The organism is Paenibacillus sp. B1-35 (assembly GCF_050474385.1).
In the GTDB taxonomy this organism is placed as follows: Bacteria; Bacillota; Bacilli; order Paenibacillales; family Paenibacillaceae; genus Paenibacillus_B; species Paenibacillus_B alvei.
Window position 1 is genome coordinate 336,394 of sequence record NZ_JBCHVJ010000003.1, and the last position, 26,020, is coordinate 362,413.

The window sequence follows — 26,020 nt, forward strand, 5'->3', positions numbered from 1 at the left end:
ATGCAGGGGACATCAACGCGCATTTGGAAGTGGAGGTTTGCGCTCATAGCATGCATGCTAGTATTCTCGTCATTCTTTGTGGTGGGCAGCGCCCAGACGACGAGTGTATTGGCAGCTGCTAATCCAACGCCGCAAACACCAAAGGCGCAAGGCGTTAGTGTGAAGAAGTTCGGTGCAGTCGGTGACGGAGTGAAGGATGATACAGAGGCATTAGTTAATGCGAGTAAGCTGACAGGGTCGATTTACTTCCCGACGGGCACATATGTGTTGAAGAGCAGCTTAAGCTTCGGTGAGAATACAACCCTTGTATTTGGTGAAAATGCCCGCATACTGACCAGCACAGGAGTTATTCTTCGCATAGATGGCTCGCTCAAAGCAGGCTTATACCAAATATTCAGCGGTACAGGAACCGCAGTCGGCCAGGCTAAAAATGTGAAACATGTATATCCAGAGTGGTTTGGGGCAAAAGGCGATGCTGTTGCAGACGACCGTCCTTCCATTCAAGCGGCAGTTAATTTCGCCGGCCAGTTGTCAAAGGGAGGGACCGTGATCTTTTCGGAAGGACGTTACTACATCCTCGGAACGATGACGGCCCCCAAGAAGAATTTTGTATGGTTGAATGGAAACGTATCCTTGTCCGGGAAAGGCATCGTTAAGGTTGCTAATCAAATCGGGACGTATAAGAGTATTTTTGAATATACGGCTCCGGTCAGCAATATTTCCGTAACGAGTCTCACGATTGATTCGAATAGTGCGAACAATCCGCGAACCGGTACTCCTGATTATGCGACGGATGCACGAATCGAAGTTCAGATGACAACAGGGGAAACGGTAAAAATTGACTCTATCACGATAAAAAACAGCCTTGCTGTCCAATCATTAATGTTGAATGCGGTATCCAATGTAACGGTTACGAATAGTTCCTTCTTGCAGATGGGGGCGAATACCAATCTGTTCTTTGATACTTCCGCGATTTATATTGTCGGAGACAATTCTACGGTTGCGAATAACCAGTTTGAAGCAACTGGGTCTGGGGCGAACACGGCGATCGAAGTTCATGGTACTACGAAGACGGTAAAGGGCAATGTAATAAAGAAGTATCGAACGGGAATATTGTATGCAACAGAAACGAATCCCAATGAAGAGAATCGAGATTCATTGCTTACAAACAATCAAATGCTGGATACGATATTCGGCATGAGCTTATGGGCAGTGAACGGCAATATTTCGAACTTAACAATTGAGAACAACTATATCCGCGTGCACGCCGCAGGCGGAGGAAACTACGTCCCGGATGAACAGGCATCAGGCGTTCAGTTTTATAATCCGAGCACATATAAATGGAGTAACATCGTCATACGAAGCAATACAATTGATTTCGTAAATCCCGGCAACGGTTACATGACAACGAATCAGCATGCTGCGGGCATTGACTTAGCCTTGTACGGAAGCGGGACGAATGTAGATGGTCTCCTCATCGCAAATAACTTTATTCGCAACGCTTATGCGAACGGCATATCATGGAGCATACTCGGGCCTCAATCTGGTGTGATTGTGGAGCGCAATACAATTGTGAATCCTGGTTCCTTATATAATGGCAATTCTGGCTATAGTTCTGGCATTGCATTGTATGGCAATCGTTCCTTCATTTCCTGCTATGTACGCAACAACTCCATTTCAGATGATCGAATACCGGCGAAAATGTATACCGGATTGCTGTTATACAGTCCAGGAACGTACGACAATGCGGCAACACAGCTGTATTGGCAAAATAACTCGATTGTTTCCAACTCTCCTCTTCTTAGCGGCAAAACGATGGTCGCGCAGGGCAATACACCGATCATACAGACTACGCCGTTCTAATTCCAATGTTCACAGCTCCATTCTTCATGATCAGATCGCAGGCCCGCCATAATATGCAAGGAGCCGCTTCAGTGGCTCCTTATTGCTCTGGAATGGGGTGTGTTCATGAAAGTCAGTCAGACAGCTTTATCTGAAGTGCTTTTAATAGAACCGACAGTGTTTGAAGACGAACGAGGCTTCTTTATGGAAAGCTACCATGCCGATAAGTGGAGGCAGCTAGGCGTAGATTATTCGTTTGTGCAGGATAACCACTCCTTGTCCGTAAGAGCGGGCACACTTCGCGGCTTGCACTATCAATTGGAGCCGTATGCGCAAACGAAGCTGGTGCGAGTCGTTGCGGGGGCTATCTATGATGTCGCAGTGGATATTCGCCAAGGCTCACCAACTTTCGGACAGTGGGTTGGCGTCATCTTAAGTGCGTCCAATCATCGTCAGCTCCTTATACCTCAAGGCTTCGCACACGGATTCTGTACCCTTGTTCCGAACACCGAAGTGCTGTACAAGGTGGACGCTCCTTATCATGCGGCATCCGACCGAGGCATAGCATGGAATGATCCTGCAATCCATATTGCCTGGCCTGTAAATGAGCCCATCTTGTCTGAGAAGGATGGCAAGCATCCGTTATTGAACGACGCTAAGCTCCCTAGCGGGTTATCAGCCTTGCATGCTCGCGATAAAGGTGGTGCTGCCGAATGAACAAGGAAGATATGAAGGTGCTGGTTACAGGAGCGGGCGGACAGTTCGGGATGGAAATGTTGATCGTGCTGCATCGCCAAGGCATTCCAGCAGTCGGTTATGGACACGGTGACATGGATGTAACGGATGAAGAACAAGTGATGAAGGTGATGGAAACAGTTCGCCCGACTCATGTTATTCACGCCGGTGCATATACGAAGGTGGATATGGCCGAGTCCGATCCCGATCAGGCATATCGCGTGAATGCCTTTGGTACGCGCAATGTGGCTGTAGCGGCCAGCCGTATCGGGGCCGCACTAGTATATATCAGTACAGACTACGTGTTCGATGGAAAAAGTGATAGCCCGTACAACGAATTCCATCCTGTTCGACCAATCAATGTATATGGGCGTTCGAAGTGGGAAGGCGAGCGATTCGTACGGAATCACCATTCAGCCGCTTTTATTATACGCACCTCTTGGGTATTCGGCATTTACGGAGACAACTTTGTCAAGGCGATTATAAGGAAGGCAAGTACGGAACAGGTGCTGCAAGTTGTCCATGACCAGGTGGGGGCGCCAACATATGCGCTTGATTTGGCGGAGAAGATTGTTGAACTGCTCTTCACTAGCAAATATGGAACCTATCACATTACGAACAGTGGAAGCTGCTCATGGCATGAATTTGCCGCTGCGATTATTAAGGAGGCAGGGCTGAATGCTGTCGTACGTGCGGTGCCAACCTCTGAGTTCCCGCGACCTGCCCGCAGACCAAAATATTCGGTGCTGGAGCCGCTAGCATTGAGACTGAATGGATTTTCTCCTCTTAGGCATTGGAATGAGGGGTTACGGCATTTTTTGCAGAAGGATACCCAACCTGAGCAGTAAGTAAAGTATGGAATTGCCCAAGGGGACACATTGAATATAGCTGGAAAGATGGTTGGAAGGGGCTAGGCTGATGCAGATAAATAAACGGCTGCGAAGATGGCACAAGGTAGTTCTTATCTTGCTTGGAATATTGATTTTAGTTGCTGCAGCATTCCTTCTTATCATATGGCATATGTTGAAGGGAGCGGCCGATGCCATGTATGAGCCGCTTCCAAACAAGATGGAAGGGAACATGCCGAAGCAGCAGTCCTTCTCTTTCATCACACCTATTGTAGAGAAGAAGAATCAGGCAGTGACGGCGCCGACAGATCATCGTCAGCCGAATTTAGCGGAACAGCCCCCCTTTACACTGCTTCTGATTGGTACGGATGAGCGGCCAGGAGACAAGGGAAGATCAGACTCACTGGCTCTCGTTCTCGTTCAGCCGCGCAGCGGGACGCTGTCTTTGCTTAGTATTCCTCGTGATACAAGGACGGAAATTGTAGGCCATCATACCGTTGATAAAATCAATCACGCTTACGCATTTGGCGGGGTGCCCATGACAGTGGCAACGGTGGAACAGCTCATGAAGGTGCCTGTTCATTATTATGTAAAGACAAATATGAACGGCTTTGCATCGATGATTGATTTGCTGGGCGGCATCGAAGTGGAGAACAGTCACCCTTTTATAGAAGATGGAATATCTATCCCACAGGGGAAGGTAACATTGAAAGGGAAGGAAGCGCTGGTCTATGTTCGGATGCGCAAGCAGGATCCAAATGGCGATTTTGGCCGTATGCAACGGCAGCGGCAGGTGCTGCAAGCGCTGCTTAGCAAATCCGCTCAACTCGGATCGGCTTCCCGGTGGATGGATTTGCTCGAACAGTTGAAGGATAATTTTCGTACGAATTTGCAATTTGACGATTGGCAGGAGTTGATGGTGCATTACAGGCCGCAATTGCAGCAAGTTGAACAGCACGTGCTGCAGGGGGAAGGCAGGATGATAAACGGAATTTACTTTTTTATCCCTAAGGAGGCTCAATTGAAGAAATTGGCTGAATCGTTACGCAATCAATTGGGGAGTTGAGCATATGATTACATAAGGCAATACTGCAGATGCTACACTGAACATACATCGATTCCAGCGTGTAGCTTCCATTTATCCCCCTGTTTCTATGGGTGAATTCATTAGTTCTCTATCAGTAACCGGCCCTTCAGGGGCTGGATTTTGCCTCCGTTAACTCCTTCTCCTCTATATATTGAAGAGAAGCAAGCGGTTATCCCGCTTGCTTCTCGCCTTCTTTATGTTCAGATACTTTGGCCGCTTCCTGTTGACTTCCTTTACTGTCCTTCTTATTGGCACCACCTCCGGAAGAACGTTCCATAAGGCTTGTTCCGTTTAACATCCCGCCTTCCTCGATTAATAACACTTCGGATAGACAATTGCCGCATACTTGCCCAGTCGAGGCAATTACCAACTTACCGTTGGCGTGGATATCGCCAACTACGCTGCCTGCAACGACAATGTGACTAGCGGTAAGCGTAGAGTGCGCCTCTCCATGCTCTCCAATCGTTATTGTTCCGCTGCAGGTTACTTCTCCCGTGAACTTGCCGTCGATTCGGATGTTCGCCTCGCAGCGAATCACACCTTCCAATTGAGTCCCATGCGCAATAAATGTGTCACTGTGCTTCGGTTGTGTTGAGCGACGGAGCATGCTCATGCTTGCATAACCTCCTTGATTTAAATCAAAATGAGAAGCTAGGTTTGATGCATCGGATATGTTTCGGCACGAGTGCTGAGAGACGTTAATGGTTCCGTTGAACGTCGGGTGCGAATAAGTGGAGAGGGGAGTAATTTTTTCGAATTTGCATTCTCATTCAGAGCGTTGCGTACGTAGGGGAAGGGATCGATTGGCTCACCGCGCTGAACGATTTGAAAATGTAGATGTGGCCCTGTGCTCCGCCCGGTATTCCCGAGCTTGGCAATCGCATCTCCTTTGGCCACTGTGTCGTTCACATCAACCAAAATAGACTGCAGATGCATATACCAGGTGTCCAGTTGATTAACATGGCGGATAATGATGTAGTTACCGCGTGCCGGCTGGAATCCAGCTTCGATGACTTTGCCGTCAGCTGCGGCATAGACGGGGTCGCCCAGCTCGCCGCCGATGTCGAGTCCCGCATGGAATGCGGCTCGGCCATGTATAGGATCTTGGCGGTAGCCGAAATTTGAAGTAATGCGGCGTGACTTCGTCGGCCAGATGGACGGCGTCCCCGCGATTGTCGTCTGCCTGTTCTTCGCTTGCATGAGGGTAGTCGGAACAGAGCGCTGCATCGTATTCAGCATTTCACTAATCTGCTGCAAGTCGATGCGCGAACGGTTCGCCAGTTGTAAAATCTGATCGGTGTTGGCTTCGATGTCTTCGCCGCCAACCTGATTGCGTTCATTCCACGCAGGAGCCTGGGCAGGGGCGGACAACATGGCCGAGTTCCTCTGTTCGCCAGGAGGTGCAATATAGCCTTCAACGAACTGCTGCAGTTGCTTCTCCAGGGCACTCATTTGTTCAAGCTGATCTTTGACGGATTCGGCTTGAGTGGACAAGCGAATGACTTCATTTTTCAGAAGACGAATGGCCTCATCCTTATCCTTAACCGTGACATCCAAGGCCATAGTCTGCGTCGTTACTTGCCCCTGAAGCTCTTGAATTTGTGCAGTAGATTTCCATTGCATAGCCATAAAGAGTCCAGTTATCGACATGATTGCTGCAATCGGGACGGAGACAACAAGCATCTTCGATACATTGACCTGCTTCACTGCCTGATCTGCATCACGAATGACAAGCAGTGTCATCGATCCATTCCACCAATGCCGTTTCATCCTATCACCTCGACTTAAGTTGCGTCTTCAAAGCACATACCCCGAAATGGGAACCCATGGATTGTTCACCATTCATAGGTTTGGTAAGAAAGTTGTCTATTGAACTCTATTCAATGATTCCTCAAAACATACCTTTTTTCGTGGGTGTGGCACTCATTCTCTTCCTTCGTTTGAAGCCGAATTTAAAGAGGAAGTAGACCCTTGCTGTTGATTGCGATAGCTTCCAGACTGCAGATAGAGTGTGACAGAACGTTGTCCGCCAGCGGTATTTTCTACTTGCTTGGCAACATAACCTTCCCCAATAATGGTGGTTTTGCGATCAAGCAGTTGGCAGATTGTCAGCGCATCGCGCAGAGACTGTCCGGTTAGTGAAGGGAGAGGAATATCTTTCTCCTGGCTAGTCAGCAAATAGACAGGCTGCTGTTCATACCGTTCTTCGCCTTGCTGAGGGAATTGTTCAAGCACCTTTGTTCCTTTCCCAAGAATAACGGGCTGCAGACGCTTATCCTTTATTGCCTCTGCTGATTCTTTTACTGGCTTCAAAACATAATTGCCTACGATAGCCGTATTCTTCGCATCTACTTTGCTGCTGTTCTTTACTGAAGTTTTTGAAGCTCCTGCGTTCGAAGCGAGCAAATTTGGATCGGGCTTAATTCCCATATATTGAAGCGTACTGAGCATGATAGAACGGAAGGCTGGCATAGCTACCTGACCGCCTAATGTGAAATCGCCTCCAAGATCCGGCTCATCTACGACAATGGCTACAACAGCCTTCGGATTATCGGCAGGCGCGTAGCCAACGAATGAAATCAGCCAATTCCCTTTTTTGTAACCGCGTTTGGCTGGTTTTTGTGCAGTACCGGTTTTGCCGGCTACCCGATAACCGTCAATAATGGCTGGCTTGCCCGTACCTTTCAGAATAACCTGCTCTAAGCGTTCTGTGACTTCCTTCGCTGTTGCAGGGGTAACGACTTGGTGCTCTGAAGTTTCGGGAGAAGTGGGGGCTTCCTTCACAATACGCGTTTGCAACCATTTCCCGCCATTTGCAATGCTTGCATAAGCAGCAGCGAGCTGAATTGTATTTACGCGTACACCGCCTTGCCCGAATGTCGCGGTTGCCACCTCGGAGGGACGTTCGAAACGGATAAGCGGCGCTGCCTCTCCATTTAGCTCAATGCCTGTTGGATGTGTGAATCCGAAGCGGTCGATATAGTTGAACAGCTTCTCCTTACCGAGCTTCTCTAGTCCGAGCTTGACGAAGGCGACGTTACTTGATTTCTCCAATCCCTGCTGATAGCTGATCGTTCCCCAGCCATCGCGCTTTACATCATGAATGATGTTGCCGGGAACCTTAATGAAGCCAGAGACAAACGTATCCTCTGGCCGGAATACACCTTCTTCAATTGCTGCGGCTAGCGTAACGATTTTGAATGTCGAACCAGGCTCGTATCCGAAATGCAAGGTGTTGTTCGTCAGCGCGCCAATATTGGGTATATTCCAGTACCGATTCGGATTGAAATCGGGCTTTGAGGACATAGCTAGCACTTCCATCGTGTGCGGATCCATGACGACAGCCATTGCCCTAGCAGGCTGCCATTGCTTCATGACGCGATTCATGGCCTCGTCAACGAAGCGCTGGATTTCAATATCGATCGTAAGGGTAACCGATTGCCCGTCAATAGGCGGGGTAATTGAACTGCTTGACAGTGCAATGGGGTTGCCGCGATTATCTCTAAGAAATGCGGCCTGACCGTTAACGCCTTGCAACTGGTTATCGAATTTGCCTTCTATGCCGGATACAGCTTGTCCTTCTTTATTAATATAACCAAGTACATGGGCTGCGAGTTGATTATAGGGGTAGTATCGTTTAGAGGATTTCAATAATCCAATCCCATAATCAGGAAAATGAAGCCAATCGCCGTAATCCAGCTCTTTCCCGAAAAGATTACGAAATTCATCGAGCTTCGAATAGTCCATGAGCCAGCCTTCCGTACGTACTTCGACCTGACGCTGCTTCGTTCGACTGATCAAATCATTAAGCTCCGGGACAGGCTTTCCTATTAATTGATGCAGTCCGTCAGCTACACGAACCTGCTGCTTCAATTTTTCGATTTCCTGTGGAAATACGACTAAGTTATAGGCAGAAGCTTCAAGGGCAAGCGGCTTGTGATTCCGATCATAAATCGTGCCTCGCTTGGCCAGAAGCACTTCGCTGCGTGCCCATGTCTTTACATTGTGCTCCATATAGAAATCATAGTTGATAACTTGAATCCAGAACGTGCGTATGATTAAGACGAGAAAGACAAATACCATGATCATACCTAGTGCAAGCACGCGCAATCGAATTCTGCGGTTCATGATCGAATGATCCTCCGTAGCTAGTGTTGGGGTGGTAATATTTACTGTACATGGAGCGCGGTATTTGTACAAGAGTGAACGGAGGAAAAGCGCGGTGCAGTCTACGTCAACAACCTAACAATGGGTATTGCAATGAATTATGATATAAATAGAAGAGGTCACATTATGGAGGTTACACGCATTCATGATATGGATCGTCGTTATATTGCTTGTTTATTTATTCCAAATTGTGACGATTGTGCTCTCAGAATACAAGCATCCGTCTAAGGCGCTTGCCTGGCTCTTAATACTGTTTTGTTTCCCTTTAATTGGCTTCGTAATGTATTACTTCCTTGCACAGGAATATACAGCTCGAAGACGTGTGCGCAAGCATGAAACGTGGGGGGAATACGTCAATAGAAGCGAACTGCCTGAGATTAGCGTGATCCATCATGTTCAAGAATTGAACAATCCCGAAATGCTTCAGCATGAGCGCTTGTTTTCACTAATATCATCCCTGTCGGCAAGTCCGATAACAGGCTGCAATACGGCGGAGGTGCTAACGAATGGACAGGCTGCTTTCGAGTCTATGCTGGCAGCAATTCGTGGGGCAAAGCGTCATATACATATGGAATTTTATATTATACGGGATGACGCCATCGGCACGAAGTTCCAAGAGGCACTCATTGCCAAGGCGAAAGAAGGCGTCAAGGTTCGCATCATTGCGGACGGGGTGGGGAGCATCGAGCTGCGCCGCAAATATGTTCGCAAGCTTCAGCAAGCAGGCGTAGAATTCCATTGGTTCCTTCCTGTATGGGTATCCTTTTTCCGGCGCAGGCTCAATTATCGGAATCATCGTAAAATTGTCGTGATTGACGGGGCGATTGGTTTCGTTGGCGGAATTAATATCGGTGACGATTACTTGGGACTGAACCACAAGCTGGGATTTTGGCGAGATACGCATTTGTGTGTGGAAGGGGACGGAGTCTATGCGCTGCAGGCCGTATTTTTGCACGATTGGTCCTTTGTAAAGGAGCCTCCTTCTGATCGGAAGGATCTGTTTCCAGAGCATGTCTGCCAAGGCCGTGAGCAGGTGAAAATGATTTCGAGTGGGCCAGATGCAAGCTGGGATGCGATTCAAGAGTTGTTCTTCGGGGCAGTAAGCTCTGCAAGGGAACGGATATGGATCATTACCCCTTATTTTATCCCTGATACAAGCATACGACTTGCGCTCAAGACCGCAGCAGTGAGCGGCATCGATGTACGCATTATTATTCCTGGAAAATCGGATTCCCGCATCGTTGATTGGGGTTCATTATCCTACGTGGAGGAGCTTATGCAATCTGGGGTTCGGTTCTATCAATATCAGAAAGGCTTTGCCCATGCGAAGGCATTCATTATGGATAGAGCATTAGCTTCGGTTGGAACCGCTAATCTGGATATGCGCAGTTTCTTTAGTAACTTTGAGTTAAATGCGGTACTGTTCGACAAGCAGGCAATTGATCGCTTGGAACAGGATTTTTACCGTGACTTTGACGATAGCGTTGAAATTGATTATTCCAAATTTGTCCATCGATCTCGCGGGCAGCGGGCAGCCGAGGCATTGGCCCGGCTGCTATCTCCGCTTTTGTAGAGCAGCAATTTGATTCGATAGGGCAGCAAGGACGGGTTCAATGCGTTGTTTGGGCTCAAGCTGAATAAGATCGCCTGTTGTGTTCAGGCGATCAACGGCATTTAGCAAGTGGAAATCGCGCGGCTTCGGATCGAGCCTTACCTCCTCCCATGTCAGCGGCATGGAAACTGAGGCGTACCGTGTTGCGCGCGGGGTGTATGGCGCTGCGATTGTCCGTCCCTTGTCGTGCTGCATGTAATCAATATAGATGTTGGTGCCGCGATGTTTTTTGTACCGCTCAATTGTGAAGAGTCCTGGATTCCGTTCGCATAAATAAGCAGCTACCACATGTCCAAGCTCTTTCAATTGGGTGAAGGTTGGTCCGTGTTCAATTGGAATCACAATTTGCACCCCAGTTGCGCCGGAAGTCTTGGGTACAGAGCGAAGTCCTAGCTGCGCCAGCATTTCGCCTACAAGCACAGCAGCCTCCATAATGCGGGGCTCTTCCTCAACGGAAGGATCGAGATCAATAATCCATTCCGATGGCAACGGATCATCTACCTTGTGCAAGGAGGGATGATATTCGATGCAAGCGAGATTTCCCAGCCAGAGCAGTGTGGCAATATCATTCAGCACTACATAGGAAATGCCCTCGGATAGAGCAGTGCGAACAAAGGGCGGAGTCGGTTCAGGTGCATTTTTTTGATAAAAGAACTTGCCGTTTACACCGTCCGGATAACGAATTGTAGTCAAAAACCTTCCTGAACAAGCAGGGAGCAAATAAGGGCTTAGCCGAATGAGTTCCTGCATAAAGCGCCCCTTCGTTATTCCCATTTCAGGGAACAGTATTTTATCTGGATTCGTGATGTTAACTTGATGTCCGCCGATATCCAATGTTGCAGAGGATGTATGTGCCCTACCGGTGTTCCCCCTCGATTTTCCCAATTTGTTCAGCCTCCTGATGATCGCGATAATGATAAGCTCCCCTTAGCTTCATTCACCGATTTAAGAATAGGCAACACCTTTTAATGGCACGAAAGCAGGGGACATTGCTTTTTTATCGATTTACATGATTTGAGACAACAATCTGCCGTGGTTTGAACAATGCTCAGGATTCAAGCAATGGCAGTGTTAAAATGCGCGGGTGGCGCAGTAAGCCTGTATCCGTATATTCGAGCGCACCGATGAGACAGGGAATCGGATGGTGGTACCAGATAATGTGCTCCTTATATAGGGTGGAAGGGAGTCCTTGTGCGATAGGCTGGACGGCTGGATGCTTGTTGGCCCAAGCTGCGAGAAGCTGTCTGCGAACCTCGTCCAATCCAATTGAGGCTCTCCCCATATATTGTCCCTTTGCATCTGCCAAAATGATACTTGAGGGGCGATTATCTTTGCGTATATAGCCGATAGTCAGGGCTTCCAACTGGATATCCTTTTTTCTTTTCGTCCAATCCCGATGCTGTTTTCCCTCTATATATGGAGAGGCCAGTCGCTTGCTGACTACTCCCTCCCATTCATGCTCGTTTATCCATTTCCATAAAGCCTCTCCATCATGGAAGCAATCGGTTACGAAACAACGTTCTGCAGGAGGCTTAGGCAGATTGGCAAGCAACTGATAACGTTCAGAGTAGGGCAGTGCTCGAATGTTTTCGCCATTTAGCGCGAGTAAATCAAAGAGAACATAAATAGCTTGCAGTAATTGGCCGTTTCCCGCTGTTCTTGTTCGTTCCCGCTGAAGCGCAAGCGGAAAGGACGGACGCAGTGACTTCGGATCCAGAACAACGACTTCTCCATCCAATAGAACGGAAAGTTGATTCTTAATTGACCATTGAGTAAGCATCTCCGTAATTTCCGGATAGATGCTCGTTTTGTTCAGCAGCCGCTTCGAGTAAAGCTCCACCTTGCCTGCTGAACAAAATGCCAAAATGCGCACACCGTCCCATTTAAGCTGATGCGTCCAGTCACTTCCTGTAGGAATATAGGATGACAGCAGTGGAGACATAGGAGGTGAGGGTAGACGATAGACCTCAGAACGAAACTCTGCAGTGACATCGTACGAACTCTGCTTCTTCACTATGATTTCTCACCGTCAGCAGACTTCTTTGTACTTTTGCGCCGCTTTGTTGTTGGCTCCGTCCCCTCGCCGCTAGCTGCCTGCTTTGTAGGAACACGTGCTGCGGTGCTACGTGCCTTGCGTCTACCGCGAGGAGCGTCATCAACAGTTGCAGTCTCTTCTGCTGCTGCAAGTCCACCGGATTGAACTGCTGTTTCTTCTGGAGCCGCGGCTGGCTTCCGTTTTGTTCTCCGCTTACGGGGCGCCGCTTCTTCCGCAGCTGTCTGGATATGACCTGTATCGGTGCTGATCGGTGCAGGAGATTTCATGGCGTCAATGCTTGCCTGCAGGGCGGCCATTAAATCAACGACATTGGCTGTAGGCTGGGCCGCTGGGGCGGTGCGAACTTCCTCTCCTGCAATTTTTTGCCCGATGCGCTCCAGTAAACGCTCCCGATATTCATCGGTATATTTTTCAGGCTCGAAAGCGGTTGAAAGCTGGCTAATGAGGAGCTTGGCCATTTCGAGCTCCTTCGGATTAACCTTTACCTGCTCAGGGACATTCGGAACTTGGGAAGAAGACCGAATTTCATCGGGATAGAACATGGTTTCCATAACGAGGCAATTGTTTAGTACTCGGATCGCTGCAAGACTGCTTTTGGCTCGAAGGGTCACCTTGGCGATTCCGATTTTCCCCGTCTCATTAAGCGCTTCTCTAAGGAGCTGGTATGCATTCGCCCCTGCTTGATCAGGGGAGAGGTAGTAGGTTTTTTGATAATACACAGGGTCAATTTCCTGCAAGTCCACGAAATCAATAATGGATATCGCACGATTGGCTTCTTCTTGAAGCTGTTCCAACTCCTCTTTGTCGAACAGCACATATCTTCCTTTCTCATACTCGTATCCCTTGATGATTTCGTCCCAGGCTACTTCTTTGTCGCAGACCGGACACGTTCGGACGTAGGATAACGGACTACCGCATTCCTTATGAATCATCCGCATGGATATATCCTTATCCTCGGTAGCTGTATGCATTTTGACCGGGACGTGTACAAGCCCGAAGCTTATGGCGCCTTTCCATACCGTATGCATGCTCTGCCTCCTTTGCATCGTGTTCCATGATGTTCGATTGTAGGTATGACATATGGATGATGAATTTCTGATCTCAGTATGTGACAGATGCATAAGCGTTACCCATTGTGTGTCATGCATGAAATAGGAAGAATTGAGCCATCTTAACAGAAGGCAGCTGTTTGGCTAGTGTGCCGCCTGCGGCATGGAATGTGAAGGAGGATGGAGCATGATGATGGATGCCAACCGTGCAAAGCAAATATTGGAGATGAAGGATACAGTGCCCGTTCGTTTGGATGGGGAGCAATCTGTATGGATTGAAAGCGTGGATGTGGCCAACAGTATGGCTACGGTGCAGGTCGGTACGAATCCCTTGAATACACAAACCGTATCTGTAGATCGTTTAGTTGAGGAAAAGAAACACTAGCGTTCTTTGAATACAATAAATGGACAATCGTTCGAGGATGATGGAGGCGCCTGCGGCAGCAGGTGTCTTTTTCTATATAACAGCATAACAGCGTGAATGATTGATGCCTTCGATCCAACTGCAATGAGCGTGCACGATAATCGCATAGGCTGCCAAAAGGCGGTTCGCGGTTGGAGATAAGAAATTTATGATATAATGATAACTTAGTTACTACATGTATCGTGATGGAGGCTCTATATGAATCAAATTGCGGAATTCGCCTTCCGTTCAAGCAGTGAAGCAGATACGGAACGGCTTGCTTCCCGGCTGGCTGAACGGTTCGCTGCGGGGACTGTTATCGCACTTGATGGGGACTTGGGTGCAGGCAAGACGAGGTTCTCACAGGCTGTAGCGAAGGCACTGGGCATTACGGAAGTCGTCAACAGCCCGACCTTTACAATTATTAAGGAATACGAAGGCGGAAAATTGCCTCTATATCATATGGATGTGTATCGGATATCAATGGCGGAGGCAGATGAGCTTGGCCTAGATGAATATTTCTATGGCGAGGGTGTATCATTGGTGGAATGGTCAAGCATAATTACCCCGATTTTACCGCCGCAGCATTTGCACTTGTTCATTCAGTCAGAAGGGGAGCAAGAGCGTATCATTCGATTGACCGCGTACGGTGAACCGTATGTATCATGGGTGAATGAATTGAAACGGATGGGAGTATAAATCATGGCAGTACAACATGAGCAGGACAAGGTGTTAGCGTTAGACACATCTACTTCATCTATGGCTCTAGCGCTTCTTCATGGTCAACAAACAGCAGCTCACATGGAGTCTCAAGCGGAGCGAAATCACTCTTTGAAACTGGTGCCGGCAATCCAATCCATGCTGCAAGAGCGAGGCTGGAACAATTGCGATGTGTCTCTACTTGCTGTTGGGATCGGTCCAGGTTCTTATACAGGGGTGCGGATTTCCGTTACAGCGGCTAAGACGATCGCTTGGGCGTGGGGCAAGCCTGTTGTAGGCGTATCAAGCTTACATGCGCTAGCGCTTAGCGGATTGGAGACGGCACGTGAACATTTTTCTTCGAGGAGTACATTGAATATCGGTCAAGACTGGGTGTACCCGTTAATAGATGCTCGGAGAGGGCAAGTATATACGGCTCGTTTTGGAACAGGAACAATGACAGGCGCTGTCGAAGTAGAACCAGGAGCAGGAGCTTTTGGACAAGCTTCGAAGAAGGATGCGAAGCTCGGCTATCGCGTGCATGAGGATGGCATTCGATTATTTAGCCAAGTTGCAGAAGAGGTAACTCATGCACTTGGATCAGAAAATGCCGAAACGGCTGATATTCCCGAACGCGTATGGTTTGTTGGAGAAATTGAGCCTCATATGGAACGTATTGCTGCGCTGCAGCAACAATTCGGAGATCGCATCCAGGCGTTGTCTTGCACAATGAAGGCGCATTGGATTGGCCGAATCGGGTTGGAGGCATTTCATCAAGGGCAATTCGGTGATACACACCGATTGGAGCCGAACTACACGCAATTGACGGAGGCGGAAGCGAAGCTGCTTGCGAAAGAGCAGGCGGCAGCCAAGGCTATACAACAATTGTAAAGGAGCGTACTTCGAATGGGACAAGCTGAGGAACAGAAGGAAGGATCCTTCTCGTCGACACAACACGCTGGTCAGAAGGAGTCTGGTCATGTTCACATGACTCAGCCAGAACAAGCTCAAGATGTTCAATTTCGCCGGATGACGCTTGATGATATTTCAGGTGTGCTTGCTGTTGAGCATGCTTCATTTACGCTGCCATGGACGCAGGATGCCTTTCGTAATGAGATGACGAATAATTTATTTGCCAAATACATTGTGATGACCACAGGCGAGCGCATCATTGGCTACGCAGGTATGTGGACGGTATTAGATGAAGCACATATTACAAATATTGCAGTGCATCCGGATTATCGCGGACAGCGGCTTGGCGAGCGTTTGCTTCAAGAGCTCGTCCAACTGGCGCATTCGCTTGGCATGCTGCGTATGACGCTTGAGGTTCGCGTCTCGAACCATGTCGCCCAGCGATTGTACGCTAAATTCGGCTTTACTTCGCAAGGCGTGCGCAAAGGCTATTATTCCGATAACCAAGAAGACGCTCTTATTATGTGGTCAGACTTGGATCCTACAGCGCCTTATGCAAAATACTAAGGCGCTAACTGATTAAAGCAGGTGAAATCATTGACGATACAATCTAATAAAGAATCTTGCATGATTATGTCTATCGAAACGAGTTGCGACGAAACGTCGGTTGCTATCGTTCGCGATGGTCGAGAAGTGCTGTCCAATATGGTATCCAGTCAAATTGACGTTCATCGCCGCTTCGGTGGGGTCGTCCCCGAGATTGCTTCCCGTAAGCATGTCGAGACGATAACTGTCATGCTGGAGCAGGCTGTTCAGGAAGCAGGCATTACCATGGAGGATGTGGACGCTATAGCTGTAACACAAGGTCCAGGTTTAGTCGGTTCACTGCTTGTAGGCGTTGTTGCCGCTAAGTCGCTGTCGATGGCGCTGGATATTCCTCTTATTGGCACTCACCATATTGCGGGGCATATTTATGCGAATCGGCTGGTAGAAGAGCTTGAATACCCGTGTATGGCTCTCGTTGTATCCGGTGGTCATACTGAACTTGTGCTTTTGCAGGAAGAGGGCAAGTTCCAGGTGATCGGACGTACTAGAGATGATGCAGTAGGCGAGGCTTATGACAAGGTAGCGCGGGCCGTCGGGTTCCCTTACCCGGGAGGCCCGCATATCGACCGCTTGGCTGTCGAATCAACGGAAGAGGTGGAAATGCCGCGTGCATGGCTGGATCCTGAATCATATGATTTCAGCTTCAGCGGGTTGAAATCTGCGGTATTGAATGCAGTCAATCAGGCCAAGATGAAGGGTGATCAACCGAATTATGCTGGAATTGCTCGAGGGTTCCAGCTATCTGTCATCGATGTACTGATTGAAAAAGCCATGCGAGCCGTAAAGCAATACGGTGCGAAGCAGCTTCTGCTGTGCGGCGGGGTGGCCGCCAATCGCGGCTTGCGGGCTGCATTGACAGAGCGCTGCGCTGATGAAGGGATTCCATTGCTGATCCCGCCTTTCGAATATTGTACGGACAATGCGGCAATGATTGGAGCTGCTGCATATTTGAAGTGGAAGAATGCTCAATCGACGCCGCTTGATTTTAAGGCAGAGCCATCGTTCTCATTAGAAGCATGGTCTGTGTAAAGGGGATGTCCCGTATCCATGTGTGAAGATAATTTAGGTATTGACGATTTGAAGCGAGGGCAATATAATAGTCAACAAACCTAAATCCTTCCATGGAATGGGAAATACGGTAAAACGCTAAGATCAGGAGCAGTAAGGAATATGCTGGCCTATAGAGAGCTGCGGGAATGGTGCGACGCGGCGGCAGCAAGCCTGAACTCGCCTGTGAGCGGATCGGCGGAATGGAGTACGCGGATACGGCTGCCCCCGTCATAGGGCGTGCGTGGCGATAGGATTGAGACGTTATGTTCTGATTCTGAATCGTCATGTGCATGAAGCGGATGAAGCTTCATCTTTCGCGAGGATGGAGTTCATCAACTAGAGTGGTACCACGGCAGATCACCTGTCGTCTCTAATGAGACGGCAGGTTTTTTATTTTCACAGTGATAATGAATAAAGAATGCTACAACAAGATATTAATGATTTACACACGACGAACAGGAGTAGTAGGACTCGAACGGTCTCACAGAAAGCTGCGGGGAGATGCGACGCAGTGGCGGTAAGGTCTGAACTCGTCTGGGAGTGGAACAGCTGAACGAACATGATGGCATGAAGGGCTATAGAACGTCTTCATTTCATGTACGATAGGCTGTTACGGTGCCTGCCGTTATTAGGATTTGAGAGGAAGGGCTTCATAAGGCAGGCGATTAATCGCTTCATGCACTTATGTCCTTCAATCGGAGTGGTACCGCGGCATATAACCTGTCGTCTCCAAGTAACGGAGATGGCAGGTTTTTTTGTGTTCTAAAAGCCGTTTCAGGCTTGTTCTTTGCAGCACAGGTCGAGAAAAGAAATATACGCTCAGAAAACTGATTTCAAAGCTTCAACAAAATAAGGAGGAATTATCTATGTCCATGAACAACGAGAAGATGATCCGAATTTTTGATACTACCCTGCGGGATGGAGAACAGCCGCCGGGTGCAGCCTTAACGTTGGAGCAGAAGCTTGAGCTTGCAGGACGACTGGCTGCATTGGGAGTGGATGTCATAGAACCTGGATTTCCCATCTCCAGTCCAGGTGAATTTGAGGCAGTGCAACGTATTTCTAGAATGTTCCCTGAGGTTGAAATCTGTGGATTTGCACGTGCAGTCGAGGGGGATATCGATGCTGCTGTTCATGCAACAGAAGATGCGGCGAAGAGACGCATCCATCTCTTCCTTTCTGCTTCAGATATTCATTTACAGTATCAACTGCGCAAGTCCCGTGCAGAAGTGAAGCAAATGGCCCGGGAAATGGTGGCCTATACCAAGCAATTTGTAGATCGGGTAGAATTCACGGCTATGGATGCGACACGTGCCGATTCCGATTATGTAATTGAGCTAGTAGAAACAGCTATTGAGGAAGGGGCTACGATTATTAATTTGCCGGATACGGTCGGCTATGCGCTGCCCGAGGAGTATGGAGCATTGTTCCGCAAAGTAAGACAGGGGGCGCGTGGAGCAGACGGGGTTCAATTCAGCGCCCATTGCCACAATGACCTTGGTCTGGCGGTTGCGAATAGTATTGCCGCTATACAAGCTGGAGCAACCCAAATCGAGGTGACGGTTAACGGGGTTGGAGAGCGAACTGGAAATTGCGCGCTGGAAGAGCTTGTAATGGCGCTGAATACGCGAAATGATGCGCTGCGAGTGGGCACACAAATTCGACCAGAGCATTTGTACGAGACGTCCCGTATGGTCAGCCGGATGATGCATTACCCAATTGCCTTCAATAAGCCAATTGTGGGCCGCAATGCCTTCCAGCATGAGTCCGGCATCCATCAGGATGGTTTGCTTAAGAACCGCAGCACTTACGAGATCATGGATCCCGTTCAACTGGGAATTCCGCATCATATGATAATTCTCGGTAAGCATTCAGGGCGCCATGCACTTAAGCATAAAGCTGCTCAATACGGAGTCACACTTGATGCAAGTCAATTAGATGATGTATATGCCAGCTTTAAGCGGATGGCGGATCAGCAAAAGGTTGTAACCGATGAACAACTGCTGCACTGTATCGGAGAAACGTTGAATGAACAGCTTGAGGCTGTTGAACTGCTTGATGTTCAAGTTATTGCAGGAAGCTCGCGCAGCCGTGTAGCATCTGTTGTCATCAAGGAGCAGGAGACTGGATTGGAACGCACTTATGCTGGTGTCGGAAGCGGACCTATTGAAGCGGTAATACGTGCAATTGCACAGTCCTTCTCCGAGCTTATTGAATTTGAGGACTTGGAGCTTCATTCTTTGTCTTCAGGGGAAAATGCTGCTGGTGAGGCAATCGTGACGGTATCTTGCAACGATTTTCGCTATCAGGGAAGTGCGATGCATCAAGATATCGTAATGGCAGCGGCTCAGGCCTATGTGGCTGCGTGCAACCAAGCTGTTCGAGGTCAGCTCTACGAGCAAAATTCTGCTGTTAAGGCGGGGGCTGTTGGGGTTTCGTAATCTGAGTGTGGACAAAGTTATCCACATATTCCGTTGAAAATGTGGATAAAACGTTTTCTTCCTTACAGGACTAAGGATCTAATTTTGGTGAAAAAAAGGATAACTTCCCTGATGGAATACACTGGAATTGTGGATAATGTGGATAAAACAGTGGATAATGTTGGTTTACAAAATAAAAACATTGATATACCAACGAAAATTGAGCAGAATATGAAAAAGTGATTGTTGTTTCATAAAAATATTGTTGTGTATAAACTGTGGTTTAATAACGAATGCTGATGCTGCTTTATATACTCATGAAAATAATGTTGAGCTAGATGAACCTGTACGAAAATGCTAATAATGGACAGAGGAAAAATATGTCTGTTGTTATTCGTGGTTCGGTGCTGAGGAGGTACTCATCGCCGAACCTATTCGTTTTATAAATATGAGTAGAGAAATTGGATGAATTGTTTTTTTGCTGTAGGAGGGATTGGTATGAGTAAGCTCAAAGGGAGTGCGCAATCCGTACAGGACAAGCTTTCTGCAATGGGGCTGCCTAATCTGGTTATAGAGCTGCCTGACAGTACACGAACCGCAGAAGAAGCCGCGAATACAATCGGTTGCGAATTATCACAGATTGCAAAGTCGATAATTTTTCGGAGAAAAGAAGCAAATCTTCCCTTGCTCGTCGTGGCAAGCGGAGTAAATCGCGTAAATGAAAAGAGGATCGGCCATTTGCTAAACGAAAAGCTTGGCAAAGCTGATGCGGATTTCGTCCGAGAACATACAGGATTTGTTATTGGAGGTGTGCCGCCAATTACTCATAAAGATCCCATTGTTACAATAATTGATGAGGTTTTAATGCAAGTTGAGGTGATATGGGCCGCGGCAGGCCATCCCCAAGCTGTGTTCCAGTTAACACCCATGGAGCTAGTGGAAATGACAAATGGGACGGTAGCTCGGATCACTTAATTCGTATAACTACGTTGTACGGGCCTTTTGGTGATGGATGAAAAAAAGGGATTCCCGGTTGGGAACCCCTCCATCCTGCTGTATGACGGTCATGGGCTCATGCTTCCATAAGAAGCTCCCATTCCGCGTATACTTCATCAAGAGCCGCCTTGGTTGCATCTAACTGCTCCTGAATGGACTGGACACGTACGTAATCATTAAATACATCGGGCTCAGTTAGCTCCAGTTCACGGGCAGCTATCTCTGCTTCCAACTCTGCAATTTGCTTCTCGATTTGCTCCAACTTCCGTTGGCGCGCACGTTCTTCACGCTTCGACTGCTTGTCTGCTTCATAAGCGGCTGATCCCGTAGGAGCTGTTTCTAGCTTGCTATCTACAGTGCCGCTTTGGAATGAGACAGGCCTGCTTGGCTGTACAGATTTTGAGGAGAGCAGTTCTTTATCTTCTTCCAACTGTTGCTTCTTCTCTACATAGTCGTCATAATTTCCTAGGAAATGACACGTTCCTTCTGCACTCATTTCGACGATCCGCTCAGCCATTTTGTTCAAGAAATAGCGATCATGGGATATGAAGAGCAGCGTCCCTTCATAGTCAATGAGTGCAGATTCGAGAACCTCTTTGCTGAATAAATCCAAGTGGTTGGTCGGCTCATCGAGAATAAGGACATTTGCTTGCAGGAGCATTAGCTTGGCAAGTGCAACTCTAGCCTTTTCTCCTCCGCTTAGAGATGCGACTTTCTTCTGTACATCATCTCCGCTAAATAAGAAGCTTCCGAGAACCGTTCGAATGCGAACTTCCTCCATATGCGGATAAGCAGACCATACTTCTTCTAGCACTGTCATATTCGGGTTCAAGTTCGTCTGTTCCTGATCATAGTAACCAATTGAAACATTTGTACCCCAGTTGATTTGTCCTGCTAAAAGATCATGTTTGCCGGTCAAAGCTTTCAGCAGTGTGGACTTGCCAATTCCGTTAGGTCCTATAAGTGCAACCATTTCCCCGCGCTTCAATTCGAAGCCGACATTACGGAATAATGGCGGGTTATTTCCATAGGATGCGGCAGCTCCATCCACTTTAAGTACATCTTTGCCGCTCTGTCGCACGATCTCGAAGCTAAAGCTTGCACGCTTCAAATCACCTAGCGGCTTATCGATCCGTTCCATCTTCTCAAGTGTTTTGCGGCGGCTTTGAGCGCGCTTTGTTGTGGAGGCGCGAACGATATTGCGTTGAACAAAGTCCTCGAGCTTGGCGATTTCAACCTGCTGCTTTTCGTATAGCTTTATTTGTTGCTCATACTCAGCTGCCTTCAACTCAATATACTTCGTATAATTACCTGTATAACGCTTTGCCTGATGGCGTTCGATCTCGATTATCGTTGTTACCATCGCGTCCAGGAAGTAGCGGTCATGAGATACAACAAGGACAGCGCCAGGATAGGAACGCAGATAAGCCTCGAGCCATGTAAGGGTGTGAATATCCAAATGGTTCGTCGGCTCGTCCAACAGAAGCAAATCAGGCTGCTGGAGCAGGATACGAGCAAGTGCAAGTCTGGTCTTCTGTCCGCCGCTTAAAGTATGAACGTGGACGGCGTGAGGATCCATTTGGCCGAATCCCATTCCATGTAGCACACTGCGTACACGCGTTTCCATTTCATAGCCGCCATGCTGACGGAACCAGTCTTGCCGTTCCGCATAACGACGCAAGGTTTCTTCATATCGAGATTCATCCTCGGCTATCGCTGGATCTGCGATTAGATGCTCCAACTCCCGCAGTTCCTGCTCAGCCCCGGTAAGGTGAGCGAATACGGACATCATTTCTTCCCAAATCGATCGTTCCGAATGGAGACCGGTATGTTGGGCAAGATAGCCGATGCGAGTCTCCTTCGATTTGTATATGATGCCGTCGTCGGGTGTCAATTCTCCAGCAATCAGTTGTAGAAGCGTGGACTTGCCGGCACCATTTACTCCAACCAAGCCTATCCGCTCGCGTTCTAAAATTTGGAATGTAATGTTCGATAACACGGGGGTAATCCCGTAACTTTTACATATGCCGTTCGCTTGAAGCAGCATCGGTATCTCCTCCGTTTTGGGCAAACTAACATGTCTAAAGAGGTAGTTCAATCAATGAATAATGTGGCATCCCAGACTGAACATATCCCTTTAAGTTTACATGAAAATGCGAAAAAGTGCGAAATCTTTACGTTTCCCAATATCTAATATAGAGTGGTGCGACAGTTAGTGCGAATGATTGTGTATAGCTGGCGGAAATGAAGCAAGGATGGTAAACTAAGGTTGAAAATGGTGAAAACAAGTGAAAATGCGAGTAAATGAGCATACATAGGTGATATACAGCGAAGAGACTTTGCATTGTCCGAGGAGGGAGTTCAATTGGAGTCCACGGCAGATAAAGGCATACTTCGAGAACGATTCAAACAACGCCGTAAGGCGGTAATGGAGAAAGAATATTTTATATCCAGTACAGGTGCATGTCAGCTTGCTTCTGCTTATTTCATGCAGCTTCGAGCACAATTGAAGCGTCCACTTCGCATTTTTGGCTATTGGCCGTTTGGCAGGGAGTTGGACATAAAGCCATTGCTGACAGAATGCTTGCATGCCGGAGACAACATTTACTTGCCGCGCACGGTTCCATCTACTAGAACCATGACACTGCATCGTTGGGATAGCGAGACGAGGCTAATAGAAAGCAACTTTGGCCTTCATGAACCAGAACCCCAGTCAGGCTTGCTGCTAGTTGAAGAATGGGGAAGCCTTGACGTTATCATTGTTCCCGGAATTGCTTTTGACCGCACAGGGGGCAGACTCGGACTAGGGGCAGGCTATTACGATCGATTTTGGCAGACTTTTATGGAACAGGGTATGCATAATCAAAAAGACGAGGAGAATTTGTCTGTTGTACGGATAAGCTGCATCTATTCTTGGCAGATTACGGATGAAGTGCCAATGGAGCCACACGATATTGGTGTCGATCTGCTCATCTCCGAACAAGGCATTATTTTTTGTGAGCAAAGAAGGATTTTGGGGGAAGAACTCGAATTTGGATTGCAGCAGCAACCTGTTTACCATATAGAGAGGAAAGACGAACCCCTTTGAATAATGAAGAAATAGAGGGATATATCCAGTATATTGGTGAATAAAAGATGATTCCATAAACTTGGCGTGGCGATGGCGGAAGGAGGAGTGAACATGCTTTGGAAAGTGGCGATTTTAACAGCAAGTGATAAAGGTTCACGCGGCGAGCGAGAGGATACCAGCGCACAGGTTATCCGTGAACTGGTGGAAGAAGAGCTGCATGGTGAGGTTGTAGAGTACCGAATTGTGCCTGATGAGATTAACGATATTTCTGCATCATTAATTGAAATGGCAGACTATTTCCAAGCAGACTTAATTATTACAACGGGAGGCAATGGATTGGCTCCGCGAGATGTAACTCCTGAGGCGACAATGAAGGTCGTCGATAAAGAGGTACCCGGTTTGGCAGAAGCTATGCGATATGCAGCGATGCAGCGAACCCGCAAAGCAATGCTGTCTCGTGCCGTATGCGGGATTAGAGGAAAATCACTTATTATCAACTTGCCAGGAAGCCCTAAGGGTGTTCATGATCATTTGCTGGCGATTATTGATCAGCTGCCGCATGCTTTATATGCAGTAAGCGGGAATCTGAGCAGCGCGGATGAATTCGAGTGATTTGCCGAAACTGGAACGATTTTCATAAATTTGTTACAGTTCATTGGTATTTTCTACATATCTAGTATGTTATGATGAATATCATAGCATTTTATTTTATAGGGGCGATGAAAGGTGGAGTTACAAGGTGTTTAACGGAATCGGCGTTTCAGGTGTTCTGTTGCTGTTGATTATTGCCTTGTTATTGTTCGGACCGAATAAACTTCCTGAGCTGGGGCGCGCATTTGGCCGTACATTACGTGAGTTCAAAGCAGGTGCACGCGATATTATGGGGGATGACGAAGAGTCTAAGCCTGTGCGTAAGGAAGTGCAGCATGTAGAAGTAGAAAAGTCTGGACAGCCTTCGCCAATGGCTTCGACGACTAATTCCGAGTCTCAGCGGCGCTTGCCGGAGTAATGCTTCGTTCGTGTCACACCAATTGCTGTGACGCCTAATGAAGATTGCAACAATGAGATGAACAGGCTGGTGTAGGAATGTCGATTGAAAAGGAAGACCAAATGACGATAGTCGAGCACATTGTCGAACTGCGCAAGCGGATTGTTCTGATTCTAGTGGCTCTTGTTGTCGGACTCGTAGGCGGGCTTATCCTTGCCGATCCGATATATAACTATTTGCGAAGTGTCGAGCCAGCCAAAAATATGCCGCTGCATGGCTTCTCTCTATGGGATGGAATCAGCATTTATATGAAGTTTGCCTTTATTGTTGCTTTGGCAATTACGCTGCCGATTACGCTGTATCAGTTATGGGCTTTTGTCAGTCCAGGCCTGAAAGCAGCAGAGCGGCGCGCGGCACTTCGTTATGTGCCCTTCGTATTTTTGCTGTTTTTATTAGGGCTGTCATTTGCCTATTTTGTAGTCTTTCCGATGGCTTTTGAATTTACCTCATCGATTAATAAGCATATGGAGCTGCAAGCAACGTACGGAATTACGCAATATTTTTCGTTTATGTTTAATATTCTGCTTCCGATTTCGTTGTTATTTGAGTTGCCGGTAGTCATTATGTTTTTGACGCGAATTCGATTGTTGAATCCGCTGCGTTTGCGCAAGATGCGCCGCATTGCTTATTTTGTGTTGATCGTATTAGGTACGATGCTGTCTCCGCCGGATATTATCTCAGACATTTTGGTGTCGATCCCTCTTCTCGTACTGTATGAGTTAAGCGTGTTCTTGTCTTCGATCGTATATCGTAAGCAATTGGCAGAACAGCAAGCATGGGAAAAGGAATTCGATGAATCAGCAGACGTTACAATCGCCTAAGTCATAAATGCAGGCTAGAGAGAGTGTAATCAGAATTGCACTTTGTCTACCTGCATTTTTTGTTGGTAAAGACAGGACTTCATGCACTAGGAGAGTAGGTTGCATATAAAAAGTTAAAAATTTTTAAGCGAATACCCCCTTGCATTCGAAAGTTAAAATCAGTATCATAAGAATTGTTATTAGCACTAACCACTATCGAGTGCTAACACATTACAATATTTGATGTGAAGCCATTGTCTGTACATAACGGGCGACGGATTCTTCACTTTATAACTCTTGTTTAAAAAGGAGGCTATTTTTCATGATCAGACCTTTAGGTGAACGCGTATTGATCGAGGCAATTGCGAAGGAGGAAACTACAGCTTTCGGAATCGTATTGCCGGACACTGCCAAAGAAAAGCCGCAAGAAGGCAAAGTTGTGGCAGTAGGTAACGGAGTGTGGAAAGACGGCCAACGTGTGGCTTTGGAAGTAAAAGAAGGCGACCGCGTGCTGTTCTCCAAATACGCTGGAACTGAAATCAAATTTGAAGGCAAAGAATATTTGATTATGAAAGAAAGCGACATCCACGCAGTAATCGGCTAATAGAGCCGTAGAGCGT

The 26,020-nt window shown here is 47.6% G+C and carries 24 protein-coding genes and 2 other annotated features; of the genes, 17 read left to right on the forward strand and 7 right to left on the reverse strand.

The genetic code is table 11. The features are described from left to right. The 4 genes from ACQ5BJ_RS13305 (at position 1) to ACQ5BJ_RS13320 (ending at position 4,491) form a co-directional block, all read left to right on the forward strand. The gene (locus tag ACQ5BJ_RS13305; protein WP_430110606.1) at positions 1–1,863 is read left to right on the forward strand and encodes a glycosyl hydrolase family 28-related protein; all 1,863 of its coding nucleotides are present in this window, start codon (positions 1–3) and stop codon (positions 1,861–1,863) included. A gap of 105 nt (positions 1,864–1,968) precedes the next feature. Further along, the gene (gene rfbC / locus ACQ5BJ_RS13310) at positions 1,969–2,559 is read left to right on the forward strand and encodes a dTDP-4-dehydrorhamnose 3,5-epimerase (protein ID WP_040734809.1); all 591 of its coding nucleotides are present in this window, start codon (positions 1,969–1,971) and stop codon (positions 2,557–2,559) included. After that, the gene (rfbD, locus tag ACQ5BJ_RS13315; protein ID WP_005542576.1) at positions 2,556–3,425 is read left to right on the forward strand and encodes a dTDP-4-dehydrorhamnose reductase; all 870 of its coding nucleotides are present in this window, start codon (positions 2,556–2,558) and stop codon (positions 3,423–3,425) included. Before rfbC ends, rfbD begins: the two co-directional genes overlap by 4 nt. A gap of 70 nt (positions 3,426–3,495) precedes the next feature. After that, positions 3,496–4,491, forward strand: a complete 996-nt coding sequence (locus tag ACQ5BJ_RS13320) for an LCP family protein (RefSeq protein ID WP_430110601.1) — start codon at positions 3,496–3,498, stop codon at positions 4,489–4,491. 190 nt (positions 4,492–4,681) lie between these two features. Here the strand turns inward: ACQ5BJ_RS13320 and ACQ5BJ_RS13325 are convergent, their stop codons facing one another. The 3 genes from ACQ5BJ_RS13325 to ACQ5BJ_RS13335 form a co-directional block, all read right to left on the reverse strand. Continuing rightward, complete coding sequence (locus ACQ5BJ_RS13325; RefSeq protein WP_005542573.1) at positions 4,682–5,125, reverse strand: bactofilin family protein; 444 nt, start codon at positions 5,123–5,125, stop codon at positions 4,682–4,684. A gap of 38 nt (positions 5,126–5,163) precedes the next feature. Beyond that, positions 5,164–6,282: a peptidoglycan DD-metalloendopeptidase family protein gene (locus ACQ5BJ_RS13330; RefSeq protein WP_430110597.1), complete on the reverse strand. Its 1,119-nt coding sequence runs from the start codon at positions 6,280–6,282 to the stop codon at positions 5,164–5,166. A 153-nt stretch (positions 6,283–6,435) separates the two neighbouring features. Continuing rightward, the gene (locus tag ACQ5BJ_RS13335) at positions 6,436–8,640 is read right to left on the reverse strand and encodes a penicillin-binding transpeptidase domain-containing protein (RefSeq protein WP_430110594.1); all 2,205 of its coding nucleotides are present in this window, start codon (positions 8,638–8,640) and stop codon (positions 6,436–6,438) included. 184 nt (positions 8,641–8,824) lie between these two features. Between ACQ5BJ_RS13335 and cls the strand changes: the two genes are divergently transcribed. Next, positions 8,825–10,252 (forward strand): cardiolipin synthase, encoded by a 1,428-nt coding sequence (gene cls, locus ACQ5BJ_RS13340; RefSeq protein WP_005542566.1) that lies wholly within the window; start codon positions 8,825–8,827, stop codon positions 10,250–10,252. On the opposite strand, the gene ligD is transcribed toward cls, so the two are convergent. The 3 genes from ligD to ACQ5BJ_RS13355 all read right to left on the reverse strand — a co-directional run bounded on the left by ligD (position 10,235) and on the right by ACQ5BJ_RS13355 (position 13,375). Further along, entirely contained in the window at positions 10,235–11,176 is a 942-nt protein-coding gene (gene ligD, locus ACQ5BJ_RS13345; RefSeq protein WP_430110590.1) for a non-homologous end-joining DNA ligase, read from the reverse strand. The two genes, cls and ligD, sit on opposite strands and share 18 nt — an antisense overlap. Positions 11,177–11,339: 163 nt before the next feature. Then, positions 11,340–12,305 (reverse strand): DNA ligase, encoded by a 966-nt coding sequence (locus ACQ5BJ_RS13350; protein WP_005542562.1) that lies wholly within the window; start codon positions 12,303–12,305, stop codon positions 11,340–11,342. Further along, entirely contained in the window at positions 12,305–13,375 is a 1,071-nt protein-coding gene (locus tag ACQ5BJ_RS13355; protein ID WP_005542560.1) for a Ku protein, read from the reverse strand. Before ACQ5BJ_RS13355 ends, ACQ5BJ_RS13350 begins: the two co-directional genes overlap by 1 nt. Before the next feature lie 214 nt (positions 13,376–13,589). Between ACQ5BJ_RS13355 and ACQ5BJ_RS13360 the strand changes: the two genes are divergently transcribed. From ACQ5BJ_RS13360 to ACQ5BJ_RS13390, 7 genes are all read left to right on the forward strand, one after another. Next, on the forward strand, positions 13,590–13,781 hold the full coding sequence (locus ACQ5BJ_RS13360) for an H-type small acid-soluble spore protein (RefSeq protein WP_040735038.1): 192 nt from the start codon (positions 13,590–13,592) through the stop codon (positions 13,779–13,781). A 237-nt stretch (positions 13,782–14,018) separates the two neighbouring features. Continuing rightward, entirely contained in the window at positions 14,019–14,498 is a 480-nt protein-coding gene (tsaE, locus tag ACQ5BJ_RS13365; protein WP_268622053.1) for a tRNA (adenosine(37)-N6)-threonylcarbamoyltransferase complex ATPase subunit type 1 TsaE, read from the forward strand. A gap of 3 nt (positions 14,499–14,501) precedes the next feature. Next, a complete protein-coding gene (tsaB, locus tag ACQ5BJ_RS13370; RefSeq protein ID WP_430110585.1) occupies positions 14,502–15,389 on the forward strand; it encodes a tRNA (adenosine(37)-N6)-threonylcarbamoyltransferase complex dimerization subunit type 1 TsaB in 888 nt (295 codons plus the stop codon). A gap of 96 nt (positions 15,390–15,485) precedes the next feature. Beyond that, positions 15,486–15,977 carry a ribosomal protein S18-alanine N-acetyltransferase gene (rimI, locus tag ACQ5BJ_RS13375; protein WP_040735036.1) on the forward strand — a complete coding sequence of 164 codons (492 nt, stop codon included), beginning with the start codon at positions 15,486–15,488 and terminating at the stop codon, positions 15,975–15,977. A 66-nt stretch (positions 15,978–16,043) separates the two neighbouring features. Then, a complete protein-coding gene (tsaD, locus tag ACQ5BJ_RS13380) occupies positions 16,044–17,045 on the forward strand; it encodes a tRNA (adenosine(37)-N6)-threonylcarbamoyltransferase complex transferase subunit TsaD (protein WP_430113405.1) in 1,002 nt (333 codons plus the stop codon). A 110-nt stretch (positions 17,046–17,155) separates the two neighbouring features. After that, positions 17,156–17,441: a binding site (T-box leader), on the forward strand. A gap of 67 nt (positions 17,442–17,508) precedes the next feature. After that, positions 17,509–17,800: a binding site (T-box leader), on the forward strand. 132 nt (positions 17,801–17,932) lie between these two features. Further along, positions 17,933–19,507 (forward strand): 2-isopropylmalate synthase, encoded by a 1,575-nt coding sequence (locus ACQ5BJ_RS13385; RefSeq protein WP_430110582.1) that lies wholly within the window; start codon positions 17,933–17,935, stop codon positions 19,505–19,507. A 477-nt stretch (positions 19,508–19,984) separates the two neighbouring features. Next, positions 19,985–20,461, forward strand: coding sequence for a YbaK/EbsC family protein (locus tag ACQ5BJ_RS13390; RefSeq protein ID WP_268599988.1), 477 nt, complete (start codon positions 19,985–19,987; stop codon positions 20,459–20,461). 97 nt (positions 20,462–20,558) lie between these two features. On the opposite strand, the gene ACQ5BJ_RS13395 is transcribed toward ACQ5BJ_RS13390, so the two are convergent. Beyond that, a complete protein-coding gene (locus ACQ5BJ_RS13395) occupies positions 20,559–22,529 on the reverse strand; it encodes an ABC-F family ATP-binding cassette domain-containing protein (RefSeq protein WP_268599989.1) in 1,971 nt (656 codons plus the stop codon). A 318-nt stretch (positions 22,530–22,847) separates the two neighbouring features. Here ACQ5BJ_RS13395 and ACQ5BJ_RS13400 point away from each other — a divergent pair, with 318 nt between their 5' ends. From ACQ5BJ_RS13400 to groES, 5 genes are all read left to right on the forward strand, one after another. Continuing rightward, positions 22,848–23,570, forward strand: a complete 723-nt coding sequence (locus tag ACQ5BJ_RS13400) for a 5-formyltetrahydrofolate cyclo-ligase (protein WP_430110578.1) — start codon at positions 22,848–22,850, stop codon at positions 23,568–23,570. Positions 23,571–23,663: 93 nt separating this feature from the next. Then, on the forward strand, positions 23,664–24,164 hold the full coding sequence (locus ACQ5BJ_RS13405; RefSeq protein WP_005542542.1) for a MogA/MoaB family molybdenum cofactor biosynthesis protein: 501 nt from the start codon (positions 23,664–23,666) through the stop codon (positions 24,162–24,164). 127 nt (positions 24,165–24,291) lie between these two features. After that, positions 24,292–24,561, forward strand: a complete 270-nt coding sequence (locus ACQ5BJ_RS13410) for a twin-arginine translocase TatA/TatE family subunit (protein ID WP_005542541.1) — start codon at positions 24,292–24,294, stop codon at positions 24,559–24,561. Positions 24,562–24,638: 77 nt separating this feature from the next. Beyond that, positions 24,639–25,421, forward strand: coding sequence for a twin-arginine translocase subunit TatC (tatC, locus tag ACQ5BJ_RS13415; protein ID WP_268599991.1), 783 nt, complete (start codon positions 24,639–24,641; stop codon positions 25,419–25,421). Between the two features lie 301 nt (positions 25,422–25,722). Next, on the forward strand, positions 25,723–26,004 hold the full coding sequence (groES, locus tag ACQ5BJ_RS13420; protein ID WP_005542539.1) for a co-chaperone GroES: 282 nt from the start codon (positions 25,723–25,725) through the stop codon (positions 26,002–26,004). Positions 26,005–26,020 lie beyond the last annotated feature (16 nt).